The following is a 20,233-nucleotide window of genomic DNA, read 5'->3' as shown; positions in this document are numbered from 1 at the left end:
AGGTGATTGGCTAATTCTGTGGCGAGGGAGCTTGCTCCCGCTGGGCTGCGAAGCAGCCCCCAGATCAGCCTTCGGGATTGGTCTGGAAGAACGCGCCGGTTTCATTGGGGCTGCTGCGCAGCCCAGCGGGAGCAAGCTCCCTCGCCACAACAGGCTCGCCTGCACCGGGAATAGGCCGCTGGATGAAGTAGTTCGGATCGCTGCGCTGCTTCCACACCGTCGGCAGGATTTCCTTGTACGCCTCGAAGATATTCGCGTACGGCGGCGGGCAGTCACCACGGATCTCTTCGTGCAGTTGCTCAAGGGCGTGGTACGGCACCATCGGGTACATGTGGTGTTCGAGGTGGTAGTTCATGTCCATGTAGATAAAGCGCAGCACGCGGTTCATGTAGATGGTGCGGCAGTTGCTGCGGTGGTCGAGTACGTCCTCGGCGAGGCCGACGTGCTGGGTCAGGCCGAACAGATAGCCGAGCCAGGCGCCATAAATACTCGGCAGGCCGATCAGCATCAGCGGCAACCAGCTGTGCAGGTAGAGGGCGGTGCCGATGACCACGGCATAAATTCCCACCCAGATCCGTGCCGCGCGGAATACCTTGGGCCATTCGGATTCAGGGATGAAGTCGGCCTCCTGGGCACTCATCTTGCCGGCCGCATGACGTGCCACGCCGCTGAAGGTCTTCCAGGCCAGGGGCAGGTTGAACAGGCTGAGGAACATCATCAGGAAGCTCGGCGGACGCGGCTCGACGATCTCCGGGTCGCGGCCGACGACGATGGTGTCGGTGTGGTGCCGCGCATGGCTCCAGCGCCACACATGGGGTTCGAAGATGCACATGAAGCTCGCGACCTGATACAGCACGTCGTTCATCCAGCGGGTCTTGAACGCGGTGCCGTGGCCGGTTTCGTGCCAGCGCGGATTGGACGCGGTGCCGTACAGCACGCCGTACACGATAAAGAACGGCACGCAGGCCCAGGAGCCCCAGAACCAGTAGCCGCCAAATCCGCTGGCGGCCAGCGCGATGACCCACAGGGCGGTGTCGCGCAGGGCCGGGCCGTCGCGGCGTTGCATCAGTTCTTTCATGCGCTTGCGGGAAATCGGTGATTGATACCAGCTGGCCGAGACCAGGCCTTTTTCGGCGGCGCGGGCGGCTTCGGGGCCGGTGAGGCTGTAGTCGCGCCGGGCGGTGTGAGCGGTGTGTTCAGGCATTGTTATTGTTCTCCGCAAGCGTGGGTTTCAGGTGCGTTGTGCAACCCACGATAGAGAAGCGCTAAATCGCCCTCAAGGCCTTGAATTCATTCCCTATCAAGCTATCATCCAGGCCCAGCGGGGCTTGATAGTTTTCTATCAAGACGCTCAAGGGGCCAGCCATGCACAACAATAAACGCCCAACCATCGCCACCGTTGCCGCCCAGGCGGGCCTCAGCGTGGCCACCGTCGACCGGGTGTTGAACGCCCGCGCGCCGGTCAATCCAGACACCGCCGAACAGGTGTTCCAGGCCGCCGAAGCCGTGGGCTATTTCGCCGCGCGGTTGATCGGCCAGCGCATCCGCGAACGCCGGCCGACTTACCGTTTTGGCATCCTGCTGCTGGCCACCGCCCAGGCGTTCTACGCCAGCCTGGCGCAGGCGATTGCCCAGGCGGCCGAGCACCACGCCGGCGCCAACCTGACCTGCCAATTCGACTACATCGTCGATCGCAGCCCCAGCGCCATCGTCGCGCAGATCGAACAACTGGCGGTGCAATGCGATGCCCTGGCGGTGGTGAGTTTTGCCCACCCGCTGATCAATGCCACGCTGGCGCAGATCCGCGCAGCCGGTGTGCCCGTGGTCGCCCTGCTCTCGGATATCCACGAGCAAGCGGCGGAACCCTACGTCGGCCAGGACAACCACGTGGTCGGTCGCACCATGGGCTGGCTGCTCGCCCGTACCTGCGGCGCGCGCAAAGGCAGCGTGGGCATTCTGCTCGGCGGCCACCGCTTCCTCGGCCACCAGGCGCGGGTCACGGGCCTCCACAGCTACCTCGCCGAACACGCGCCGGGGCTCAAGCCGTTGGAGCCCCTGATCAACCTGGACAACTGCGACATCACCGAAGAAGCCACCCTCGACCTGATCACCCGCCACACCGACCTGCGCGGCCTGTGCGTAGTGGGCGGCGGCGGCGACGGCATCATCAGCGCCCTGGCGCAACTGCCCAAGCGGCCGGCGTTGTGTTGCATCTTGCAGGAGTCCACCGAGCTGTCACGCCAGGCGCTGAGCCAGGGGTTGGTGGATGTGGTGATGGATTCGCAGCCGAGGCAGACGGCGGTGGCGTTGGTGGAGTTGTTGGTGGCGTTGCAGAGTGGCGAGGGGTTTGATCCGGTCAGGCATCGGGTGTATGTGCCGCCACAGATCGTGACCTCGGAGAACATGGGTAGCTGACTCATGGAGATCAAAATGTGGGAGCGGGCTTGTGTGGGAGCGGGCTTGCTCGCGAATACGGAGTGTCAGACCCGAATGAGTTGACTGATACACCGCCTTCGCGAGCAAGCCCGCTCCCACATTTGATCTGCGCAAGGCTTGAACTTCAGTTATTGCGATAGTCCCCAGCACTCAAGCCAAACCGGCTCATCTTGTTGTACAGCCCACCCCGCGACACGTTCAGTTGCCGCGCGGCCAAGCGGATATTGCCGCCCGTACTTTCCAGCGCCGCAACGATGGCGTTCATTTCATGGCTACTGAGGTCCTGTGCCGGCTGCGGCTCATACACCCGCAGCGACGTGCGCGGCTTGGTGTCCAACGGCAAATCAAGCGGCTGGATCAACGCCCCCATCGCCAGGTTGGTCGCCCGTTCGATGCTGTTTTCCAGCTCGCGCACATTGCCCGGCCATGGGTAGGCACACAGCAACGCCAGCGCTTCCGGCGCAAAGCCCTCCACCGATTTGCGCAACGAACGGGCGTAACGCGCAAGGAAGTGCCGCGCCAGCAGCGGAATGTCTTCACGGCGCATGCGCAACGGCGGCACGGTCAGGTTCAGCACGTTGAGCCGGTAGTAAAGGTCTTCACGAAACGCGCCCTCGGCCACCGCCTGGCTCAAGTTGCGGTGTGTGGCGGCAATGATGCGCACATCCACGCGCCGCGAGTTCTTTGCGCCGACGCGGGTCACTTCGCCTTCCTGCAACACCCGCAGCAGGCTGACTTGGGCGTCGAAAGCCATGTCGCCAATCTCATCGAGAAAAATCGTGCCGCCATCCGCCAGCTCGAACTTGCCCGCCGAGCCGCCTCGGGTGGCGCCGGTGAACGCGCCTTCGACATGCCCGAACAGTTCGCTTTGCACCAGATCGCGCGGGATCGCGCCGCAGTTGACCGCCACAAACGGGCCTTTATGGCGCTCGCTACCGTTATGGATCGCCTGGGCAAACAGCTCTTTGCCGGTGCCGCTTTCGCCGAGGATCAAGGTGGTGGAGTCGCTGCGACTGGCGATGCGCCCCAGGTGCAGGGCGTCCTGGATCGCCCGTGACTGGCCCTGGATGGTGTCGAAGGTATAGCTGGCCTGGGTGCCGATGATGCGCCGGGTGATTTCGCGGATGCGCCGGTTCTCGCGCAACGAGACGATCACCCCGCCCTGCTCCAGCGGGCACACCGAGACCAGGCACGCGAGTTGGCTGCGGTCGTGCAGGTGGAAAGTGCAGTCAAGGTCGCGCACGGGCTCGCCGAGGGTATCGCTCAGCTCGCTGCGGCCCAGGTGCTGGAACGGGCGGCCGATCAACTCCAGGCCCACGCCGAACAACTGCCGGGCGTAACGGTTGAGCGCCTTGATGCAGCCGCGCTCATCCAGCACCACCAGGCCTTCGTTGAGCACTTCGAGCACGGTTTGCTGTTCTTCCAGCAGCGCTTGCAGGGCCATCTGCCGCGACACCGCATCCGCCGCCGCTTGCACGGTGCCGAGGGTGTGGAAGTGAAACCAGCCGGGCTCGGCGGTGAGGGTGAGCATGGCCAGGGTCTGGCCCTGGGCGTTCTTGATCGGCGCGGCGGCGCAGTGCATGCGGCGCTGGCGCAGGCCCGTGGCGAAGTTTTCCTCGGCCAGCACGTACACCAGGTGATCCTCGGCCAGCGCCAGGCCGGTGCAGTTGGTGCCTTGCACCGACTCCGACAGGCGGCTGCCCACCGGGGTGATATCCAGCCCGCAAAAGTACAGGGTGGTGCCGTCGGCATCGGTGAGGTTGATATGCCCGCGCGGGTTGTAGGCCAGCAGGCCGTGCATGACTTGCGCCGCAGCGTCGATCAGCACGCGGTGCGTGGCCAGGGTCGCAGCCAGGCTATCCGGCGCCACGAAGCGATAGGCGTTGTCTGCCGGATCAATCCCGGCCTGGACACTGCGCCGCCACGAATCCCAGATCACTTGGCGCACAGCGGCCGGGCGTTCGACCGCGCCGGCCCGGCACGCGTGCCACGCCTGTTCCAGCGCGGCAACCGGGCCGTCATTCAACGCCGCAGGCCCCAGGGCGGTGAGGTAGTCGAGGTCTTGTACGCTGAACGTCATGCTCATCGGGGCGTGTCCATGTTCATGTTTTTGACATGTCAGTATAGGCATGTCATAGAAATGAACACTTTTTGTTTATAGATTATTAATAATCGTTAAATATCAACACGTTATAAGTTGGCACAGCCTTTGCTCCTACCCCTTTGCCCATCAGGACTGTCCTGAGGCCAACAATAAAAAAGGGGTCACTTCATGAGTACACAGAACATCCGCCTGGGCTTGATCGGTGCCGGTCGCATGGGCAGCTTCCACGGTTTGACGGCAGCGCGGCATATCCCCGGCGCCAGCCTCGTCGCCATCGCCGACCCCACCCCAGGTCAAGCCGCACGCCTGGCGGCGGAACTGGGGGTGGCCAAGGTCTACACCGACCCGCAGCAGCTGCTCGACGACCCGGACATCGACGGCGTGATCATCGCCGCCCCCGCCCGCAGCCACGCCGAACTGGTGATCAGCGCTGCCCGCGCCGGCAAGGGGATCTTCTGCGAAAAACCCATGGCCATCACCCTCGATGAAGCCGACCGCGCCATCGCCGCCGCTGCCGATGCACGCGTGCCATTGCAGGTCGGTTTCAACCGGCGCTTCGCCAAGAGCTTCCGTACCGCGCACCTCGACGTCGCCGCTGGGCGCATCGGTACGCCGCAGTTGCTGCGCTCGCTGACCCGCGACCCGGCGCTGAACAATCCCGCTGCGTCGCCGCAATGGGTGATTTTCCTCGAAACCCTGATCCACGACTTCGACACCCTGCGCTACCTCAACCCCGGCGCCGAAGCCGTGCAGGTGTATGTCATGGCTGACGCGCTGATCGCCCCGGCGTACAAGAGCAAAGGTTTCCTCGACACCGCCGTGGTCGCGATCCGCTTCGACAACGGCGCCATCGCCACCGCCGAGGCCAACTTCCAGGCCGTGTACGGTTACGACGTGCGCGGCGAAGTGTTCGGCAGCGAAGGCATGCTGAGCATGGGCAGCCTGAATGATTCGGACCTGGTGCGTTACCTGGCCCAGGGCATCCAGGCCGATACCCAGCGCCTGGACACTGATCTTTTGCGCGACGCCTACATCGCCGAACTCAACCACTTCGCCGACTGCCTGCGCACCGGCGCCAAGCCGATGGCCAGCGGCGAAGACGCCCGTGCCGCCCTGGCGATTGCCCGCGCGTGCATCGAGTCGTTCCAGCAAGGCAAGGCGGTGGCCGTATGAGCCCGTTCAAACTGGCGATCAGTGCCGAGATGGTGTTTCTCGACCTGCCGTTCATCGAACGGGTCAAGCGCATTCACGCCTTGGGCTTCAGTGCGGAAATCTGGAACTGGACCGACAAGGACATCGGCGCCCTGGCCGCCACCGGCGCTGACTTCACCTCGATGACCGGCTACATCAGCGGCACCCTCACCGACCCGGATGGCATCCGCCAGCTGCTCGACAGCGCCCGCGAATCCCTCGGCGTTGCCGAACGCTTGAATTGCCCCAGCCTCAACCTGCACGGCACCGGCCTGGGTGACGGCGGCCTGCCGGTGCAACCGGTCAGCCACACCACCGGGCGCATGTGGCTGAGCGCCTGCAAGACCCTGGAAAAAATCGCCCGCCTGGGGGAAGACGCCGGCCGCGTGTTCCTGCTGGAAAACCTCAACACCGAAGTCGACCACCCCGGCACCCCGTTCGCCCGCGCCGACGACACCCTGGGGCTGATCGAAGCCGTGGGCAGCCCGCACCTGAAAATGAACCTGGACCTGTACCACGCGCAGATCGGCGAAGGTAACTTGATCGAACTGATCCAGCGCGCCGGCAGCGCCATCGGTGAAATCCAGGTGGCCGATGTGCCCGGGCGCAAGGAACCCGGCACCGGTGAAATCCACTACCCTGCGATTGCCAGGGCCTTGCATGCCATGGGCTACACCGGCGTGGTCGGCCTTGAAGGCTGGGCCAGCGGCGACAGCGAACTGGCCCTGGAGCGATTCCGTCAAGCGTTCACCCTATAACAATAAAAGGACCACCCTTATGAACCGCTATTCGTTGATTGTTGCCTCGCTGTTACTGCTGTTCAGCCCGTGGACGCTCGCCGATTACCGCATCGGCGTGAGCATTGCGCGGGTCGACGATAACTTCATGACCTACGTGCGCAACGGCCTGGAAACAGCCGCCAAGCAGCAAGGGGTGAAGATCCAGTTCGAAGACGCCCAAGGCGATGTGGTGCGCCAGCTCAACCAGGTCGAAGGCTTTCTCAACCAGAAAGTCGACGCAGTGATCGTGCTGCCGGTGGACACTTCCGCCACCGCCAACATGACCCGCGCCGCCGTGGCCGCCAAGACTCCGCTGGTGTACGTCAACCGCCACCCGGACGAGCGCACCCTGCCCAAGGGCGTGGTCACCGTGGCCTCCAACGACATCGAGGCCGGGCAATTGCAGATGCGCTTCCTCGCGGAAAAACTCGGCGGCAAAGGCAACGTGGCGATCATCATGGGCGACCTCGCACAGAACGCCACCCATGACCGCACCGAAGGCGCCAAGCAGGTGCTCAAGGACTTTCCCGGGATCAAGGTGGTCGAGCAGCAAAGCGCCGAATGGCAACGCAGCAAAGGCATGGACCTGACCAGCAACTGGCTGCTGGCGGGCACCCAGTTCGATGCGATTGTCGCCAACAACGACGAAATGGCCATCGGCGCCGGGATGGCGTTGCAGCAGGCGGGCAAGGCCAAGGGTGATGTGGCGATTGTCGGCATCGACGGCTTGCCGGATGGGCTCGCGGCGGTGAAGCGTGGGTTGTTGGCGGCGTCGGTGTTCCAGGACCCGAAGGCGCAGGCGGCCAAGGCGGTGGAGTCGGCGATCCGGATGATCAAGGGTGAAGCGATTGAGTCGGAGGTGTGGGTGCCGTTTGAGCTGATCAAGCCGGAGCAGGTGGCGGTGTTTGAGCAGCGCTACAAATAGCCTGGAGTACACAGATCCAACTGTGGAACACAGATCCAACTGTGGGAGCGGGCTTGTGTGGGAGCGGGCTTGCTCGCGAATACAGGGTGTCAGTCACTTATATTTCGACTGAACCACCGCATTCGCGAGCAAGCCCGCTCCCACATTTTCTATCGCGTCAGTCCAGGTCGCTTGCGTCGTGCCGCTCGGCCAATTGCTCATGAGGCTCACCGGAAACCCGATTCACCCGCCGCCCCCGCTGCACCGCCGGTCGCGCTTCAATCGCCTCGGCCCAACGCAGCACGTGCTTGTACTCATGCACCGACAAAAACTCCGCCGCCCCATACAAACGCCCTTTGACCAACCCACCGTACCAAGGCCAGATGGCAATATCGGCGATGGTGTATTCATCCCCGGCGATGTATTCACTCACCGCCAAACGCTGGTCCAGCACGTCCAGCTGGCGCTTGGTCTCCATGGCAAAGCGGTTGATCGCGTATTCCATCTTGCTCGGCGCATAGGCATAAAAATGCCCGAAACCGCCGCCCAGGTACGGCGCGCTGCCCATCTGCCAGAACAGCCACGACAGGCACTCCGCACGGGCCGCCGGTTCAGTGGGGAAAAACTCGCCGAACTTCTCTGCCAGGTACTGCAGGATCGCGCCGGACTCGAACACGCGAATCGGCGTGGCGCCGCTGCGGTCCTGCAACGCCGGGATCTTGGAGTTCGGGTTGACCCCGACAAAGCCGCTGCCGAACTGGTCGCCGTCGCCGATCTTGATCAGCCAGGCATCGTATTCGGCGCCGCTGTGCCCCAGGGCCAGCAGCTCTTCGAGGAGAATCGTGACCTTTTGCCCATTGGGCGTGGCCAGGGAATACAACTGCAGCGGGTGCTTGCCGACCGGCAGCTCTTTGTCATGGGTGGCACCGGCAATGGGCCGGTTGATACTGGCAAAGGTGCCGCCGTTTTCGGTGTCCCAGGTCCACACTTTCGGGGGTACGTAGTCGGTCATGCTTACTGCTCCAGAGGCGCTTGCGATCAACGAAGCGCTCCAGACTAAACCAAAGGTTGATGGCTCGTCACACAGTGAATGCCGCCGCCACCCGCCGCAATCGCGTCGATATTGAGCTGTAGCACCTTGCGCTCCGGGTAGAGCCGGGACAGCAAGTCCAGCGCCTTGCGGTCTGCCAGCGGGTCGCCGAACTCCGGGGCGATAACCGCACCGTTTATCACGAAGTAATTGATGTAGCCCGCAGCGAAGTCCGGGTTGCCCTGGCTAAAGCGGTTTTTGCGTGGCTTGAGCGGCGGCGACACAGTGTGCACCTGCAACGGGCGGCCGTCGGCGTCGCTGGCGTTCTTGAGGATATCCAAATGCGCCAGGGTGACCTTGTGGTCGTAGGACTCGGGGTCGGTGTCGAGGTTGGCCAGCACCACGCCTGGTGCGACGAAGCGTGCATAGAAATCCACATGGGCGTCGGTGATGTCCTTGCCCTTGATGCCCGGCAGCCAGATGATCTTGCGCAGGCCCAGGCGCTCCTTAAGTTCGGCTTCGACCTCGGCCTTGCTCCAGTCGGGGTTGCGGTTGCGGTTGATCCAACTGCTTTCGGTCATGATGCCAGTGCCCAGGCCGTCCACCTCGATGGCACCGCCCTCGCCTACCAGCTCACTGCGGACATGCTTGGCCGCGGTTTCTTCGGCGACCAGCGCCGCCAGCAACGCATCGTCGGCGTGCTGCTGCTTGTTGCCCCAGCCGTTGAAATTGAAGTCCACCGCCCGCTGGCCGCCGGCGCCATCAATGACAAAATTGGCGCCGGTGTCGCGCATCCAGATGTCGTCCAGCGCGGTTTCGACAAAGGTGATATTGCGTGTGCCGCAGTGTTTTTCGGCCAGTGAACGCTCGTCTTCGCGGCAGAACACGGTGACCGGTTCATACGTGGCAATCGCTCGGGCGATGCGGCCCAGGGCGGCTTGCACATCGGCGGTGAAGTCCTCCCAGATCGCGTCCTGGGCGCCAAAGGCGATAAAGGCCTGGCGGTGTGTTTCGCCTTCGTCGGGCATGTAGAAACCACCGCGAGTGGCGGCGCGGATGTGCGGGGCAATCAGGGTCATGGCGCAGACCACAGCGGCTTGTTTGATGAAGGTGCGACGGGTTGGCATGAAGTTCTCTGCTTACAATTCTGAATTGAAAAACACCCCCTTTGTGGCGAGGGAGCTTGCTCCCGCTGGAGTGCGCAGCGCTCCCACGCTTCTGGGGCCGCTACGCAGCCCAGCGGGAGCAAGCTCCCTCGCCACAAAAGCATTCTCAGGGAACAAAAGTGTTCTCAGGGCGTTGCTGTCTTGAATTTAGTCCACACACGCATGCGTGCACGCATATCGGCCTGGGGAATGTCCTTGCCGGCGATCAACCTCGTGAAGGTGGCCGCATCGGGGTAGATGTCGGGGTTGTCGCGCAGGCTCGCTTCCACGTCCGGGCGGGCCTTGGCGTTCGACGTGGGGTAGCCGGTGAGGTTGGTGATGGCGGCCATGTTCTGCGGGCGCATCACGAAGTTGATAAACGCGTAGGCGTATTCCGGGTGCCGGGCATCGACGGGGATGGCCATGGTGTCCATCCATACCGTGGTGCCTTCGCGGGGGATGTGATAGCCGAACGTCACCGGCTTGCCGGCCGCGTCGGCGGCGCGCTGGGCCTGGGTCATGTCGCCGCTGTAGCCGAGGGACAGGCACAGATTGCCGTTGACCAGGTCGGTCACCGGTTGCGATTGGAACTTGCGGATATAGGGACGCACCTTGAGCAGCAATGCACTCGCCGCCGCCAGGTCCTCGGGCTTGGCGCTGCGCGGGTCGCGGCCCAGGTAGTTGAGCACCACGGCGAGGACTTCGTCCGGTGAGTCGATCAGCGAGATCCCGCAGTCGGCAAACTTCGCCGCCAGTTCCGGCTTGAACAGCAAGTCGAGGCTGTTGACCGGTGCGTTCGGCAAGCGTTGTTCAATCTGTCGGGTGTTGTAGGTCAGGCCGATGGTGCCCCAGGTGTACGGCACCGTGGCCTGGTTGGAATGCACATAGTGGGTGCGCAGCTGTTGCAGGCCCGGCTCGATATCCGCCAGCGCGGTGAGCTTGGCGGGGTCCAGGGTTTGCAGGCTGCCGGCACGCATCAGCCGTTCGGCCACGGTGTCGCCGGGGAAGATCAGGTCATAGCCGCTGCCGCCGGCCATCAACTTGGCTTCCAGGGTTTCGCTGCCGTCCATCACGTCATAGATCACCTGGATGCCGGTTTCGGCGGTGAAGTTGGCCAGGGTATCGGCGGCGAAATAATCGGCCCAGTTGTAGAGCTTGAGGGTTTTGTCATCCGCGGACACGCAGGCGCTGGTGAGCAGCAGCGCACAACTCAAGAGTATTTTCATGATGGACGACCGTCGAGGGTGAGCAGGCTGGCGTACATCTCCGGGCGACGGTCGCGGAAGATGCCCCAGGTCAGGCGTTCTTCGCGCATTACCGCCAGATCCAGGCGCTGCACGAGCACGCCGGTGCTGTCGCGGTCGGCTTCGGCCAGTAACTTGCCCTTGTGGTCGCAGATAAACGACGAGCCGTAGAAGGCCATTTGCAGCGCCGGGTCGGTGGTCGCCACTTCACGGCCGACGCGGTTGGCGGCCACCACCGGCAGGATATTCGCCGCCGCATGGCCGCGCATGGTCACTTGCCAATGGTCGCGCGAATCCAGGGTGGCACAGCCCGGCTCGGAGCCGATGGCGGTGGGAAACAGCAGCACCTCGGCGCCTTGCAACGCCAGGCAGCGCGCGGTTTCGGGAAACCACTGGTCCCAGCAGATGCCGATACCGAGGCGCCCGAAGGCCGTGTCCCACACGCGAAAACCCGTGTCGCCGGGGCTGAAATATTCCTTCTCCTGATAGCCGATGGCGTTGGGGATATGGGTCTTGCGGTACACCCCCAGCAAACGCCCGTCGGCGTCCGCCACGCTGAGGGAGTTGAAGAAGGCGTTGCCGGCCTTTTCGAACCAGCTCAACGGCAGCACCACCCCCAGTTCCCTGGCTAGGGCGGCGAAGCGCTGCAGCACGCGGCTATGAGCGTACTCCTCGGCCAGCGCCAAATGCTGGTGGTGCTGCTCGATGCAGAAGTACGGCGTGGCAAACAGCTCCTGCAAAAGGATCACTTGCGCGCCCTGCGCTGCCGCATCGCGGACCAGCTGTTCGGCGCGGTCGAGGTTGGCGGGCAGGTCCCAGGTGCAGGGCATCTGGGTGGTGGCAATCGTCAGCAGGCTCATGGCTTCACCCACACTGGCTGTTGTTGGGTGATGCAATGCACGCCGCCGCCGCCATGGGCCAAGTGGTTGATCTGCACCGGCACGATTTCGCGGCCGGGGAACGCCTGGGCCAGTACCTGCGCCGCCTCACGGTCGGCCGCAATGCCATAGGCCGGCATGATGATCGCGCCATTGGCGATGTAGAAGTTGGTGTAGGAGGCGCAGAACACGTCGGCGGCGCTGTCCACGGCGTCGCTGGCTTCGAACAGCTCGATCAGCTCGAAGCGCCGGCCCTGGGCGTCGGTGGCCAGTTCGAGGGCGCGGCGGTTTTCGCGTACTACGTCGGCATAGACCGAGCCTTGGTCGCGGGTGGCGTCTACCAGCAGTGCGCCAGGACGGGCGAACGCGCAAACGCCATCGACATGGCCGTCGGTCATGTCGCCGGTGACGTGATCCGGGTCGCCGGGCAGCCAGATGGTTTTGCGGATGCCCAGCAGGCGCGCGAAGATCTCTTCGATCTCGGCCTTGTTCATGCCCGGGTTGCGATTGGGGTTGAGCAGCACCGATTCGGTGGTGATCAGCGTGCCCTCGCCGTCGACATGGATGGCGCCGCCTTCGTTGCTCAGCGCGGTACCGAAGCAGTCCAGCCCCAGGTGGTTGAGCACCCGGCGCGCCAGGCTTTCATCCAGGTCATGGGCCGACTTGCCGCCCCACGCGTTGAAGCGCCAGCTCACCCCGGCCACGCCCTGTGGCTGGCAGATAAAGGTCGGGCCGGAATCACGGCACCAACTGTCGTTGACCGCCTGCGGGATCAGCTCGATGCCGGGACCGCACAACGCCGTGGCACTGGCCACAGCGGACGGGTCCACCAGCATCTTCACCGGTTCGAAGCGCGCGATGGCGTTGGCGACCCGGGCAAAGTCCTGCTGCACTTGGGCCAGGGTCACGCCCCAGGTGGTCTCCCACAAGGCTTGGTTGTGGGGCCAGACCATCCAGGTCGCCGCGTGCTGCGACCACTCCGCGGGCATCCATCCAATGCTGTTAGGAATTGTAGTGTGCTGCATGACAAGCCCCCTGTAGTTAAGTCATTGTGTTCAGCGAAAACTGCCCACGGGTTCGTGTCACACATGCTACGTAGGCGCATAAAGCCGAACAAACGATGAATTTTGTAGAAAACTGATTAGAGGAACTTATCAGCATGCTTAACCACTGGCCGCCACTCGGCACCCTGCGCGGCTTTGAAGCGGCCGCCCGGCTGGGCAGTTTCCACAAGGCCGCCGAAGAGCTGCACCTGACCCAATCGGCCATCAGCCAACAGATCCGCAGCCTGGAGGCCTACCTGGAACAGCCGCTGTTTCTGCGCAGTGGGCGCAGCGTCAGCCTGACCGACGCCGGCCACGACTTCCTCAGCACCACCCAGGCCCTGCTGCAACAACTGGCGGTGGGCGTGCGGCGCCTGGGGCAGTACCGCAAGCCCAATCAACTGGTGCTCAACACCACGCCGACCTTTGCGCGGCACTGGCTATTGCCGCGCCTGGCTGACTTTCGCCAGCAGCACCCGGAGGTGGACCTGTGGATTTTCAGCACCGACGAAGTGCCCGACATGGCCAGCCAGACCATCGACCTGGCAGTGCGTGACGACATCAGCTCCCAGGCCGAATGCAGCTTCAAGGTGCTGCACGCCGACCGGCTGTTCCCCGCCTGCCACCCGCGCCTGCTGCACACGCCGCCGGCGCAGCGCACTACCCTGCATGGCGAACGGGAAATGGACTGGAGCCACTGGGCGGTGGACGCCGGGATCGATGTGGGCCAGCAGGATCAGGGCCTGAACTTTTCCGACCCCGGCCTGTTGCTGGATGCAGTGTGCACGGGCCTGGGGATCGGCCTGGTCAGCCAGTTACTCAGCCAGCAGGCCCGTGCCGATGGCTTGCTCACGCCCTTGGTGGACGCGACGATTCGCGGGCCGAGTTGGGCGCTGCTGACCCACCGCGACAGTGAAAACGACCCACTGGCGCGCAGCTTTACCGCGTGGTTGCTGAGCCATTTGCAAATAGACGTGGCATAAGCCGCCCCAGTGCCCTTACTCTCTTGGGCCAATGACGTTGAGAGCAATGGAGGCTTCATGAAACTGGTCGGCATGTTGGACTCGCCTTACGTACGCCGCGTGGCTATCTCCCTGGAGCTGTACGGGGTGGAGTTCGAGCATCAATCGCTGTCGGTGTTCAGCACCTTCGACGAATTTTCGCAGATCAACCCGGTGGTCAAGGCCCCCACCCTGGTGCTGGACGACGGCACGGTGTTGATGGATTCCAGCCTGATCCTCGATTACCTGGAAGCCCTCGCCCCAGCCGATAAAAAACTGCTGCCCCAGGCCCCCGCCGCACGCGCCCGCGACTTGCAAGTGCTGGGCCTGGCGCTGGCGGCCTGTGAGAAGAGTGTGCAAATCGTCTATGAGCACAACCTGCGCCCGGCCGAGAAACTGCATGCGCCGTGGCTTGATCGCATCAGTGGGCAACTGCTGGCGGCCTATGGGTTGCTGGACAAGCTTGTGGCGGGCGATGACACGCTGAATCAGGCCAGCATTACTGCCGCTGTGGCGTGGTCGTTCAGCCAGTACACGGTGGCGTCGGTAGTGAAGGCTGAGGCGTTTCCCAACCTGCAACGCCTGGCGGAGCGGCTGGAGCAGCATCCGGCTTTTAAAAAATACCCCATCGAATAGACACCCCCTATCCCCCTGTAGGAATGGGCTTGTGTGGGAGCGGGCTTGCTCGCGAAGGCGGCGTATCAGTCACCAATTTTGTCGACTGACCCACCGCATTCGCGAGCAAGCCCGCTCCCACATTTGTCCTGTGTCGCCTGGAAGACTAGGCCCGGCTCAGACCCACCCACCATCCACAATAAAGTTCTGCGCCGAACACATCGCCGACGCATTCGAGGCCAGAAACAACGCCATATCGGCGATATGTTCCGGCAGTACACTGCCCGGCAAACATTGGCTGCGGGCGATCAGGGCCTTGGCGTCATCATCGACCCACATCGCCAGCTGTTTCTCGGTCATCACCCAACCCGGCACCAAGGTGTTCACGCGGATCTGGCTCGGCCCCAGTTCCCGCGCCAGGGCGCGGGTCATGCCGTGGGCGGCGGCCTTGCTGGCGGCGTATACCGGGTAGCCGGCCGAGGCCATCATCCAGCCGACCGAGCCGAGGTTGATGATCGAGCCGCCGCCCGCGCTTTTCATCATGGGCACCACGGCCTTGGCGGCGAAGAAGGCGTGCTTCAGGTTGACGCTGATGAGCTTGTCGAAGGTGTCCGAGTCGACTTCTTCGAGGGTGTGGCGCACGTCATTGGCGGCGTTGTTCACCAGCACGCTGATCGGCCCCAGGGAATGTTCGAAACGCGCGATGGCGGCCTTGTAGGCGATCTCGTCGGTGATGTCGCACTGCACGAACTCCACCGTGTGCCCCTTGGAACTCAACAGCGCCGCCAGGCGTTCACCCTGGCTTTGCGCACGGTCCACAAAACCGACCTTGGCGCCCTGCGCGGCGAAGGCGCGCACCATGAACTCGCCAATCCCCGATGCCCCTCCGGAGATCAGTACGGTCTTGCCTTCAAGGTCGGGGTATACGGTGTGTGGAGTCGTCATAACGTGTGGCCTCGCTTAATTAGTCTTATTTTATTTTGCATTAAAGGCGTTTAAGGCTATAAATCTGCTGTCGTATCGACAAAATATCGCACATTAGTAGAACTATTCCACTCAAAACAACAAAAGGAAGTTCGATCATGAAGCACCCTCGTTACCTGCTCTCGGGCCTGGCGATGTCCATGCTGATCGCCAGCGGTGGCGCCCAGGCGGCAGGCCTCAGCAGCGAGCACAAACCCTTCGGTAAAACCAATGACGGCACCGCCGTCGAGCAATACGTGCTGCGCAACAGCCATGGCATGCAAGCCACGGTGATTACCTACGGCGGCGTGTTGCAGTCGCTGAAGGTGCCGGACAAACACGGCAAGGTCGAAGACGTAGTGCTCGGCTTCGACGACGTGCAAGGCTATCAGGCCGGCACCGCGTTTTTCGGCGCGACCATCGGCCGCTTCGGCAATCGCCTGGCGGGCGGCGCCTTTGAGCTCGATGGCAAACGCTACCAGGTGCCGCTCAACGACGGCCCCAATTCCCTGCATGGCGGCGCCCAGGGTTTCGACAAGCACGTGTGGACCGCCACGCCCGTCAAGGCCAAGGACTCGGTGGGCGTGACCCTCACCTACCTGTCCAAGGACGGCGAGATGGGCTTCCCCGGCAACCTCAAGACCGAAGTCACCTACCGCCTCAACGACAACAACGAATTGCACATCGACTACAAGGCCACCACCGACAAACCGACGGTGCTCAACCTGACCAACCACAGCTACTTCAACCTTGCCGGCGCGGGCAATGGCGACATCCTCAAGCAAGTCGCCACCCTGCACGCCAGCCATTACACGCCAGTGAATGCCACGTTGATTCCCACCGGTGAACTGGCGCCGGTGAAGGGCACGCCGATGGATTTCCTCGCGCCCACGCCGATTGGCCAGCACATCAAGGACGATCATCCGCAGCTCAAGTTTGCCGAGCCCAAACAAGGTGGGTTCGATTTCAACTGGGCCTTGGATAGCAAAGGTGACGTGAAAAAACTCGCCGCCGAGGTGCATGACCCCGAGTCGGGGCGGCGCTTGCAGCTGTTTACCACCGAGCCTGGGGTGCAGTTTTATACCAGCAACTTCCTCGATGGGACGGTGAAGGGCAAGGCTGGGAAGACGTATCAGCATTGGAGTGGGTTTACGTTGGAGACCCAGCATTTTCCGGATGCGCCTAACCAGCCGACATTTGCGTCCACTCGCTTGAACCCGGGCCAGACCTATACCCAGAACACAATTTTCAGATTCACTGCGGACTAGAGCCCTGAGCTGGCTTCTGTGGGAGCTGGCTTGCCTGCGATAGCATCACCTTGGTACATCTGGCTCACCGAGGTGTCTGCATCGCAGGCAAGCCAGCTCCCACACAAACCAGTGCCCACATTTAGATCTCTATAAGACTTGGAATCAGCGTTGTTTCATCCGGTCGATTACGACCGCCAGGAGGAGGATCGAGCCCCGGATCACGTATTGGTAGAAGGTATCGATGTTCTTCAGGTTCATCGCATTCTCGATAATCGCCAAAATCAACACCCCCGCGATCACATGCCGGATCATGCCAATCCCGCCACTCAACGACACCCCGCCCAACACGCACGCCGAGATCACCGTCAGTTCAAAACCCTGGCCAATCATCGGCTGGCCCGAAGTCATGCGTGACGCCAGGATCACCCCGGCCAGCGCGCCGATCAGGCCGTGCACGGCGAAGATCAGGATCTTGGTGCGATCAACGTTAACCCCCGCGAGCAACGCCGCCTCCGGGTTGCCGCCGATGGCCATGGTGTTGCGCCCGTAGGTGGTGTAGTTGAGCAGCCAGCCAAAAAACAGGAAGCACAGGATCGTGATCAGGATCGGCACCGGCACGCCCAGCAACTGGCCGTTGCCGAACACGAAGAACTGCTCCTGGGACACGCCCACCGCTTTGCCATTCGCAAAGATGTAGGCCAGGCCGCGCACGATCTGCATGGTCGCCAGCGTGGTGATCAACGCGTTGACCCGCAGCTTGGCAATCACGATGCCGTTGATCAGCCCAACGGTCAGGCCCATCAGCAGTGCCGCGCCGATGCCCAGCATCACGCTGTCGGTATCACGCATCACGATGGCCGCAACCACCCCGGCGCAGGCAATCACCGAGCCCACCGACAAGTCGAAGTGCCCCGAGGCCAGGCAGAACAGCATGGTGCACGCGGCGATGCCGACGGTGGAAATCGCCAGGCCCAGGCCACGCATGTTCAGCGGTGAGAGGAAGTTGTCGATAAGCAAGGCGCACAGCAAAAAGATACTCACCGCCGCCAGCAGCATTGCCCAGTTGTCGAGCAGCGCGCGCAGGTCCAGGGGTTTGCGTGCCGTGGGCAACGCGTTTTGTTGAATGGTCATAACGTTCTCTCAGTTCGCCAGGCTGCGCGGCAGGGCCAGTTGCAGCAGGTTGGATTCGGTGGCGTTGGCGCGGGTTTGCTCGCCGCGCAGCGCGCCTTCGCACAGCACCAGGATGCGGTCGCTGATGCCCATCACTTCCATCAGGTCGCTGGACACCACGATCACCGCAATGCCCTGGGCCGCGAGGTTATGGATGATCTGGTAGATCTCGGCCTTGGCGCCGATATCGATGCCACGGGTCGGCTCATCCAGCAGCAGGACTTTCATCGGCATCGACAGCCAGCGTCCGAGGATCGCCTTCTGCTGGTTGCCGCCGGACAGGTACATGATTTTCTGCTGCGCGTTAGGCGTCTTGACCTTCATGGCCTTGATCTGCTGGTCGGCGTTGCCTTTTTCCCAGCCGTCGCGCAACAGCCAACCGAACGCGGAATGGGCGCCTCGGGCGCTGATGTTGATGTTCTCGGCGACGCTGGACAGCGGAATGATGCCTTCCTTCTTGCGGTCTTCCGGGCACAGCAGCACGCCGGCGGCGATGGCGTCGCGCGGTGAGCGCAGGTGCAGCGGTGTGCCGCACAACTCCAGGCTACCGGCACTGGTGCGTTCCAGGCCGCTGAGCAAGCGGAACAGTTCCGTGCGCCCTGCTCCGACCAGTCCGAAGAGGCCGAGGATCTCGCCCTTGCGCACCTCGAAGCTGATCGGCGCACGCAAGCCGGGGCCTTGCAGGCCGTCGACCTTCAACGCCACTTCGCCGTGCTCGCGCGGGCGGTAATCGTAGATGTCCTGGATATCGCGGCCGACCATGCAGGTCACCAACTGGTCATGACTCAACGCGCTCATGTCGTCGAAGGTGCGCACAAAACGGCCGTCCTTGAACACCGTCACCGCGTTGCAGATGCGGAACACCTCTTCCATGCGATGGGACACGTAGAGCACCACTTTGCCCTCATCGCGCAGGCGCGTGATGATCGCCATCAAGCGGTCGATCTCCCGCGCCGACAGGCTGCTGGTGGGTTCGTCGAAGGCAATCACATGGGCGCCACGGGACAACGCCTTGGCGATTTCCACCAGTTGGCGTTGACCCAGGGACAGGCGCCCGAGCTTCTCCGCCGGGTCGATTTCATCCGCCAGGCCCTTGAGGCAAGCGAGGGCCTGCTTGCGCAGCAGCCCCCGATTGACCACACCAAACCGCGACGGCAAGTGCCCGAGGAACAGGTTCTCGGCCACGGTCATTTCCGGCACCAGGTGCAGTTCCTGGTGGATCACCGCCACGCCGCTGGCGATGCTGTCGGCGGCGCATTTGAAGGCCATCGTCTGCTCGCCAATCTGCACCGTGCCGCTGCTCGGAATGTAGGCGCCACCGAGGATTTTCAGCAGCGTCGACTTGCCCGCGCCGTTCTCCCCCATCAACGCGTGCACCTGCCCGGGCTGGGCGCTGAAGCTGATGCCGTCCAGCGCCTTGACCCCGGGAAAGGTTTTGCCGATGCCGTCAAAGCGCAGGGCCGCAGCGGTCATTGCCACAACCCGATTTTGGTCAGTTCTTCCTTGAAGTTGTCGCGGGTGATCAGCGTCACTTCATCCATGGCGGTGTACTTCGCCGGTTCCGTGCCTTTGGTGACCCACTCGTACATCATCAGCGCGGTGTTGTAGCCCTCGATATGCGGGCTTGGCAGCATCGAGCCGAAGAAACCGCTGTTGGGCTTTTTCAGTTCGCCGATGGCGTCGGTGCCATTGATGCCGATACCGATGACATTGGCCGCCTTGAAGCCGGCGCTTTCGGTGGCGCGTACGCCGCCCAGCACAGTGTTGTCGTTCATGCCGCCGATGATCAGGTTTTTCGCGCCACTGGGCAGCTTGACCAGGGCCGAGTTGGTGGCGTCCATGCTGCCCGGCACGTCGAGGGTCTTGGCGGCGGTGAAGAGAATGTGGTCCTTGGGAATGCCCGCTTCTTCCAGGGATTTGACCGAGCCGTCGGTGCGTTTCTTGCCCGTGTCGAGTTCGTTGAAGGTGTTGATCACCGCGTAGGTGTCCTTCCAGTCCCAACCACGTTTTTTCGCTTCGGCGGCCATCGCCGCACCTTGTTTCTGGCCGACTTCAAACGCCGCCATGCCGAGGTACGGCACGTCTTCCATGAAGTTGCCCTTGGCATCGACGAAACGGTCATCCACCGCAATCACTTTGAGGCCATTGGCCTTGGCCTTGGCGACAATGGCCGGGCCGAGGGACACGTCCGGCGGGCAGATCACAAAGCCCTTGGCGCCGTTGGCGGCGAGGCTGTCGATGGCCGAGAGGGTTTTCTCGCCATCGGGCACGGCGATCTTGATCACCGTGAAACCGTGTTCCTTGCCGGCTTTTTCGGCGAAGGCCCATTCGGTCTGGAACCACGGTTCTTCGGCCTGCTTGACCAGGAAGCCGATCTTCACTTCTTCAGCGGCCAGCAACAGCCCGCTCAAGCTCATGGCCGAGACCGCCACAGCGGCGGCGCACAGGGAACGGATACCACGACGACGATTCATACGGTG

The 20,233-nt window shown here is 63.0% G+C and carries 18 protein-coding genes; 7 read left to right on the top strand and 11 right to left on the bottom strand.

Annotated features, from left to right (window positions below; translation table 11 throughout):
* Window positions 1-64 precede the first annotated feature (64 nt).
* Window positions 65-1,204 carry a fatty acid desaturase family protein gene (locus ACZRMO_RS25410; protein ID WP_463974652.1) on the bottom strand — a complete coding sequence of 380 codons (1,140 nt, stop codon included), beginning with the start codon at window positions 1,202-1,204 and terminating at the stop codon, window positions 65-67.
* Between the two features lie 161 nt (window positions 1,205-1,365).
* Between ACZRMO_RS25410 and ACZRMO_RS25405 the strand changes: the two genes are divergently transcribed.
* Window positions 1,366-2,415 carry a LacI family DNA-binding transcriptional regulator gene (locus tag ACZRMO_RS25405; RefSeq protein ID WP_463974651.1) on the top strand — a complete coding sequence of 350 codons (1,050 nt, stop codon included), beginning with the start codon at window positions 1,366-1,368 and terminating at the stop codon, window positions 2,413-2,415.
* A 145-nt stretch (window positions 2,416-2,560) separates the two neighbouring features.
* On the opposite strand, the gene ACZRMO_RS25400 is transcribed toward ACZRMO_RS25405, so the two are convergent.
* Entirely contained in the window at window positions 2,561-4,522 is a 1,962-nt protein-coding gene (locus ACZRMO_RS25400; RefSeq protein ID WP_463974650.1) for a sigma-54 interaction domain-containing protein, read from the bottom strand.
* A gap of 186 nt (window positions 4,523-4,708) precedes the next feature.
* On the opposite strand from ACZRMO_RS25400, the gene ACZRMO_RS25395 reads away from it, so the two are divergent.
* From ACZRMO_RS25395 to ACZRMO_RS25385, 3 genes are read left to right on the top strand one after another with little or no spacing between them, the layout of a single operon-like run.
* Window positions 4,709-5,713, top strand: coding sequence for a Gfo/Idh/MocA family oxidoreductase (locus ACZRMO_RS25395; protein WP_463974649.1), 1,005 nt, complete (start codon window positions 4,709-4,711; stop codon window positions 5,711-5,713).
* Window positions 5,710-6,489, top strand: a complete 780-nt coding sequence (locus ACZRMO_RS25390) for a TIM barrel protein (protein WP_463974648.1) — start codon at window positions 5,710-5,712, stop codon at window positions 6,487-6,489. Before ACZRMO_RS25395 ends, ACZRMO_RS25390 begins: the two co-directional genes overlap by 4 nt.
* A gap of 19 nt (window positions 6,490-6,508) precedes the next feature.
* A complete protein-coding gene (locus tag ACZRMO_RS25385; protein WP_017735287.1) occupies window positions 6,509-7,435 on the top strand; it encodes a sugar ABC transporter substrate-binding protein in 927 nt (308 codons plus the stop codon).
* Window positions 7,436-7,592: 157 nt separating this feature from the next.
* Here the strand turns inward: ACZRMO_RS25385 and yghU are convergent, their stop codons facing one another.
* The 5 genes from yghU to ACZRMO_RS25360 all read right to left on the bottom strand — a co-directional run bounded on the left by yghU (window position 7,593) and on the right by ACZRMO_RS25360 (window position 12,736).
* A complete protein-coding gene (gene yghU / locus ACZRMO_RS25380; protein ID WP_463974647.1) occupies window positions 7,593-8,426 on the bottom strand; it encodes a glutathione-dependent disulfide-bond oxidoreductase in 834 nt (277 codons plus the stop codon).
* A 44-nt stretch (window positions 8,427-8,470) separates the two neighbouring features.
* Window positions 8,471-9,571, bottom strand: coding sequence for an agmatine deiminase family protein (locus ACZRMO_RS25375; RefSeq protein ID WP_463974646.1), 1,101 nt, complete (start codon window positions 9,569-9,571; stop codon window positions 8,471-8,473).
* Between the two features lie 164 nt (window positions 9,572-9,735).
* Window positions 9,736-10,815 (bottom strand): extracellular solute-binding protein, encoded by a 1,080-nt coding sequence (locus ACZRMO_RS25370; RefSeq protein WP_463974645.1) that lies wholly within the window; start codon window positions 10,813-10,815, stop codon window positions 9,736-9,738.
* Window positions 10,812-11,693 carry an N-carbamoylputrescine amidase gene (gene aguB / locus ACZRMO_RS25365; protein ID WP_463974644.1) on the bottom strand — a complete coding sequence of 294 codons (882 nt, stop codon included), beginning with the start codon at window positions 11,691-11,693 and terminating at the stop codon, window positions 10,812-10,814. The genes ACZRMO_RS25370 and aguB overlap by 4 nt, the downstream gene beginning before the upstream one ends.
* Window positions 11,690-12,736, bottom strand: a complete 1,047-nt coding sequence (locus ACZRMO_RS25360) for an agmatine deiminase family protein (RefSeq protein ID WP_463974643.1) — start codon at window positions 12,734-12,736, stop codon at window positions 11,690-11,692. Before ACZRMO_RS25360 ends, aguB begins: the two co-directional genes overlap by 4 nt.
* A 134-nt stretch (window positions 12,737-12,870) precedes the next feature.
* Between ACZRMO_RS25360 and ACZRMO_RS25355 the strand changes: the two genes are divergently transcribed.
* Together ACZRMO_RS25355 and ACZRMO_RS25350 are read left to right on the top strand one after the other, a co-directional pair.
* On the top strand, window positions 12,871-13,737 hold the full coding sequence (locus ACZRMO_RS25355) for a LysR substrate-binding domain-containing protein (protein WP_463974642.1): 867 nt from the start codon (window positions 12,871-12,873) through the stop codon (window positions 13,735-13,737).
* Window positions 13,738-13,794: 57 nt separating this feature from the next.
* The gene (locus tag ACZRMO_RS25350) at window positions 13,795-14,391 is read left to right on the top strand and encodes a glutathione S-transferase family protein (protein ID WP_463974641.1); all 597 of its coding nucleotides are present in this window, start codon (window positions 13,795-13,797) and stop codon (window positions 14,389-14,391) included.
* Between the two features lie 156 nt (window positions 14,392-14,547).
* Here ACZRMO_RS25350 and ACZRMO_RS25345 read toward each other — a convergent pair whose 3' ends face one another.
* Window positions 14,548-15,315, bottom strand: coding sequence for an SDR family NAD(P)-dependent oxidoreductase (locus ACZRMO_RS25345; protein WP_463974640.1), 768 nt, complete (start codon window positions 15,313-15,315; stop codon window positions 14,548-14,550).
* 137 nt (window positions 15,316-15,452) lie between these two features.
* Here ACZRMO_RS25345 and ACZRMO_RS25340 point away from each other — a divergent pair, with 137 nt between their 5' ends.
* Window positions 15,453-16,601, top strand: a complete 1,149-nt coding sequence (locus tag ACZRMO_RS25340; protein WP_463974639.1) for an aldose epimerase family protein — start codon at window positions 15,453-15,455, stop codon at window positions 16,599-16,601.
* A gap of 144 nt (window positions 16,602-16,745) precedes the next feature.
* Here the strand turns inward: ACZRMO_RS25340 and araH are convergent, their stop codons facing one another.
* From araH to ACZRMO_RS25325, 3 genes are read right to left on the bottom strand one after another with little or no spacing between them, the layout of a single operon-like run.
* Window positions 16,746-17,714 carry an L-arabinose ABC transporter permease AraH gene (gene araH, locus ACZRMO_RS25335; RefSeq protein WP_124528674.1) on the bottom strand — a complete coding sequence of 323 codons (969 nt, stop codon included), beginning with the start codon at window positions 17,712-17,714 and terminating at the stop codon, window positions 16,746-16,748.
* Window positions 17,715-17,723: 9 nt separating this feature from the next.
* On the bottom strand, window positions 17,724-19,226 hold the full coding sequence (araG, locus tag ACZRMO_RS25330) for an L-arabinose ABC transporter ATP-binding protein AraG (RefSeq protein WP_463974638.1): 1,503 nt from the start codon (window positions 19,224-19,226) through the stop codon (window positions 17,724-17,726).
* Window positions 19,223-20,227 carry a substrate-binding domain-containing protein gene (locus ACZRMO_RS25325; RefSeq protein ID WP_463974637.1) on the bottom strand — a complete coding sequence of 335 codons (1,005 nt, stop codon included), beginning with the start codon at window positions 20,225-20,227 and terminating at the stop codon, window positions 19,223-19,225. Before ACZRMO_RS25325 ends, araG begins: the two co-directional genes overlap by 4 nt.
* Window positions 20,228-20,233 lie beyond the last annotated feature (6 nt).

The sequence above is a fragment of the Pseudomonas sp. B611 genome, assembly GCF_055407965.1.
This window is presented reverse-complemented; position numbering and strand designations above follow the sequence as displayed.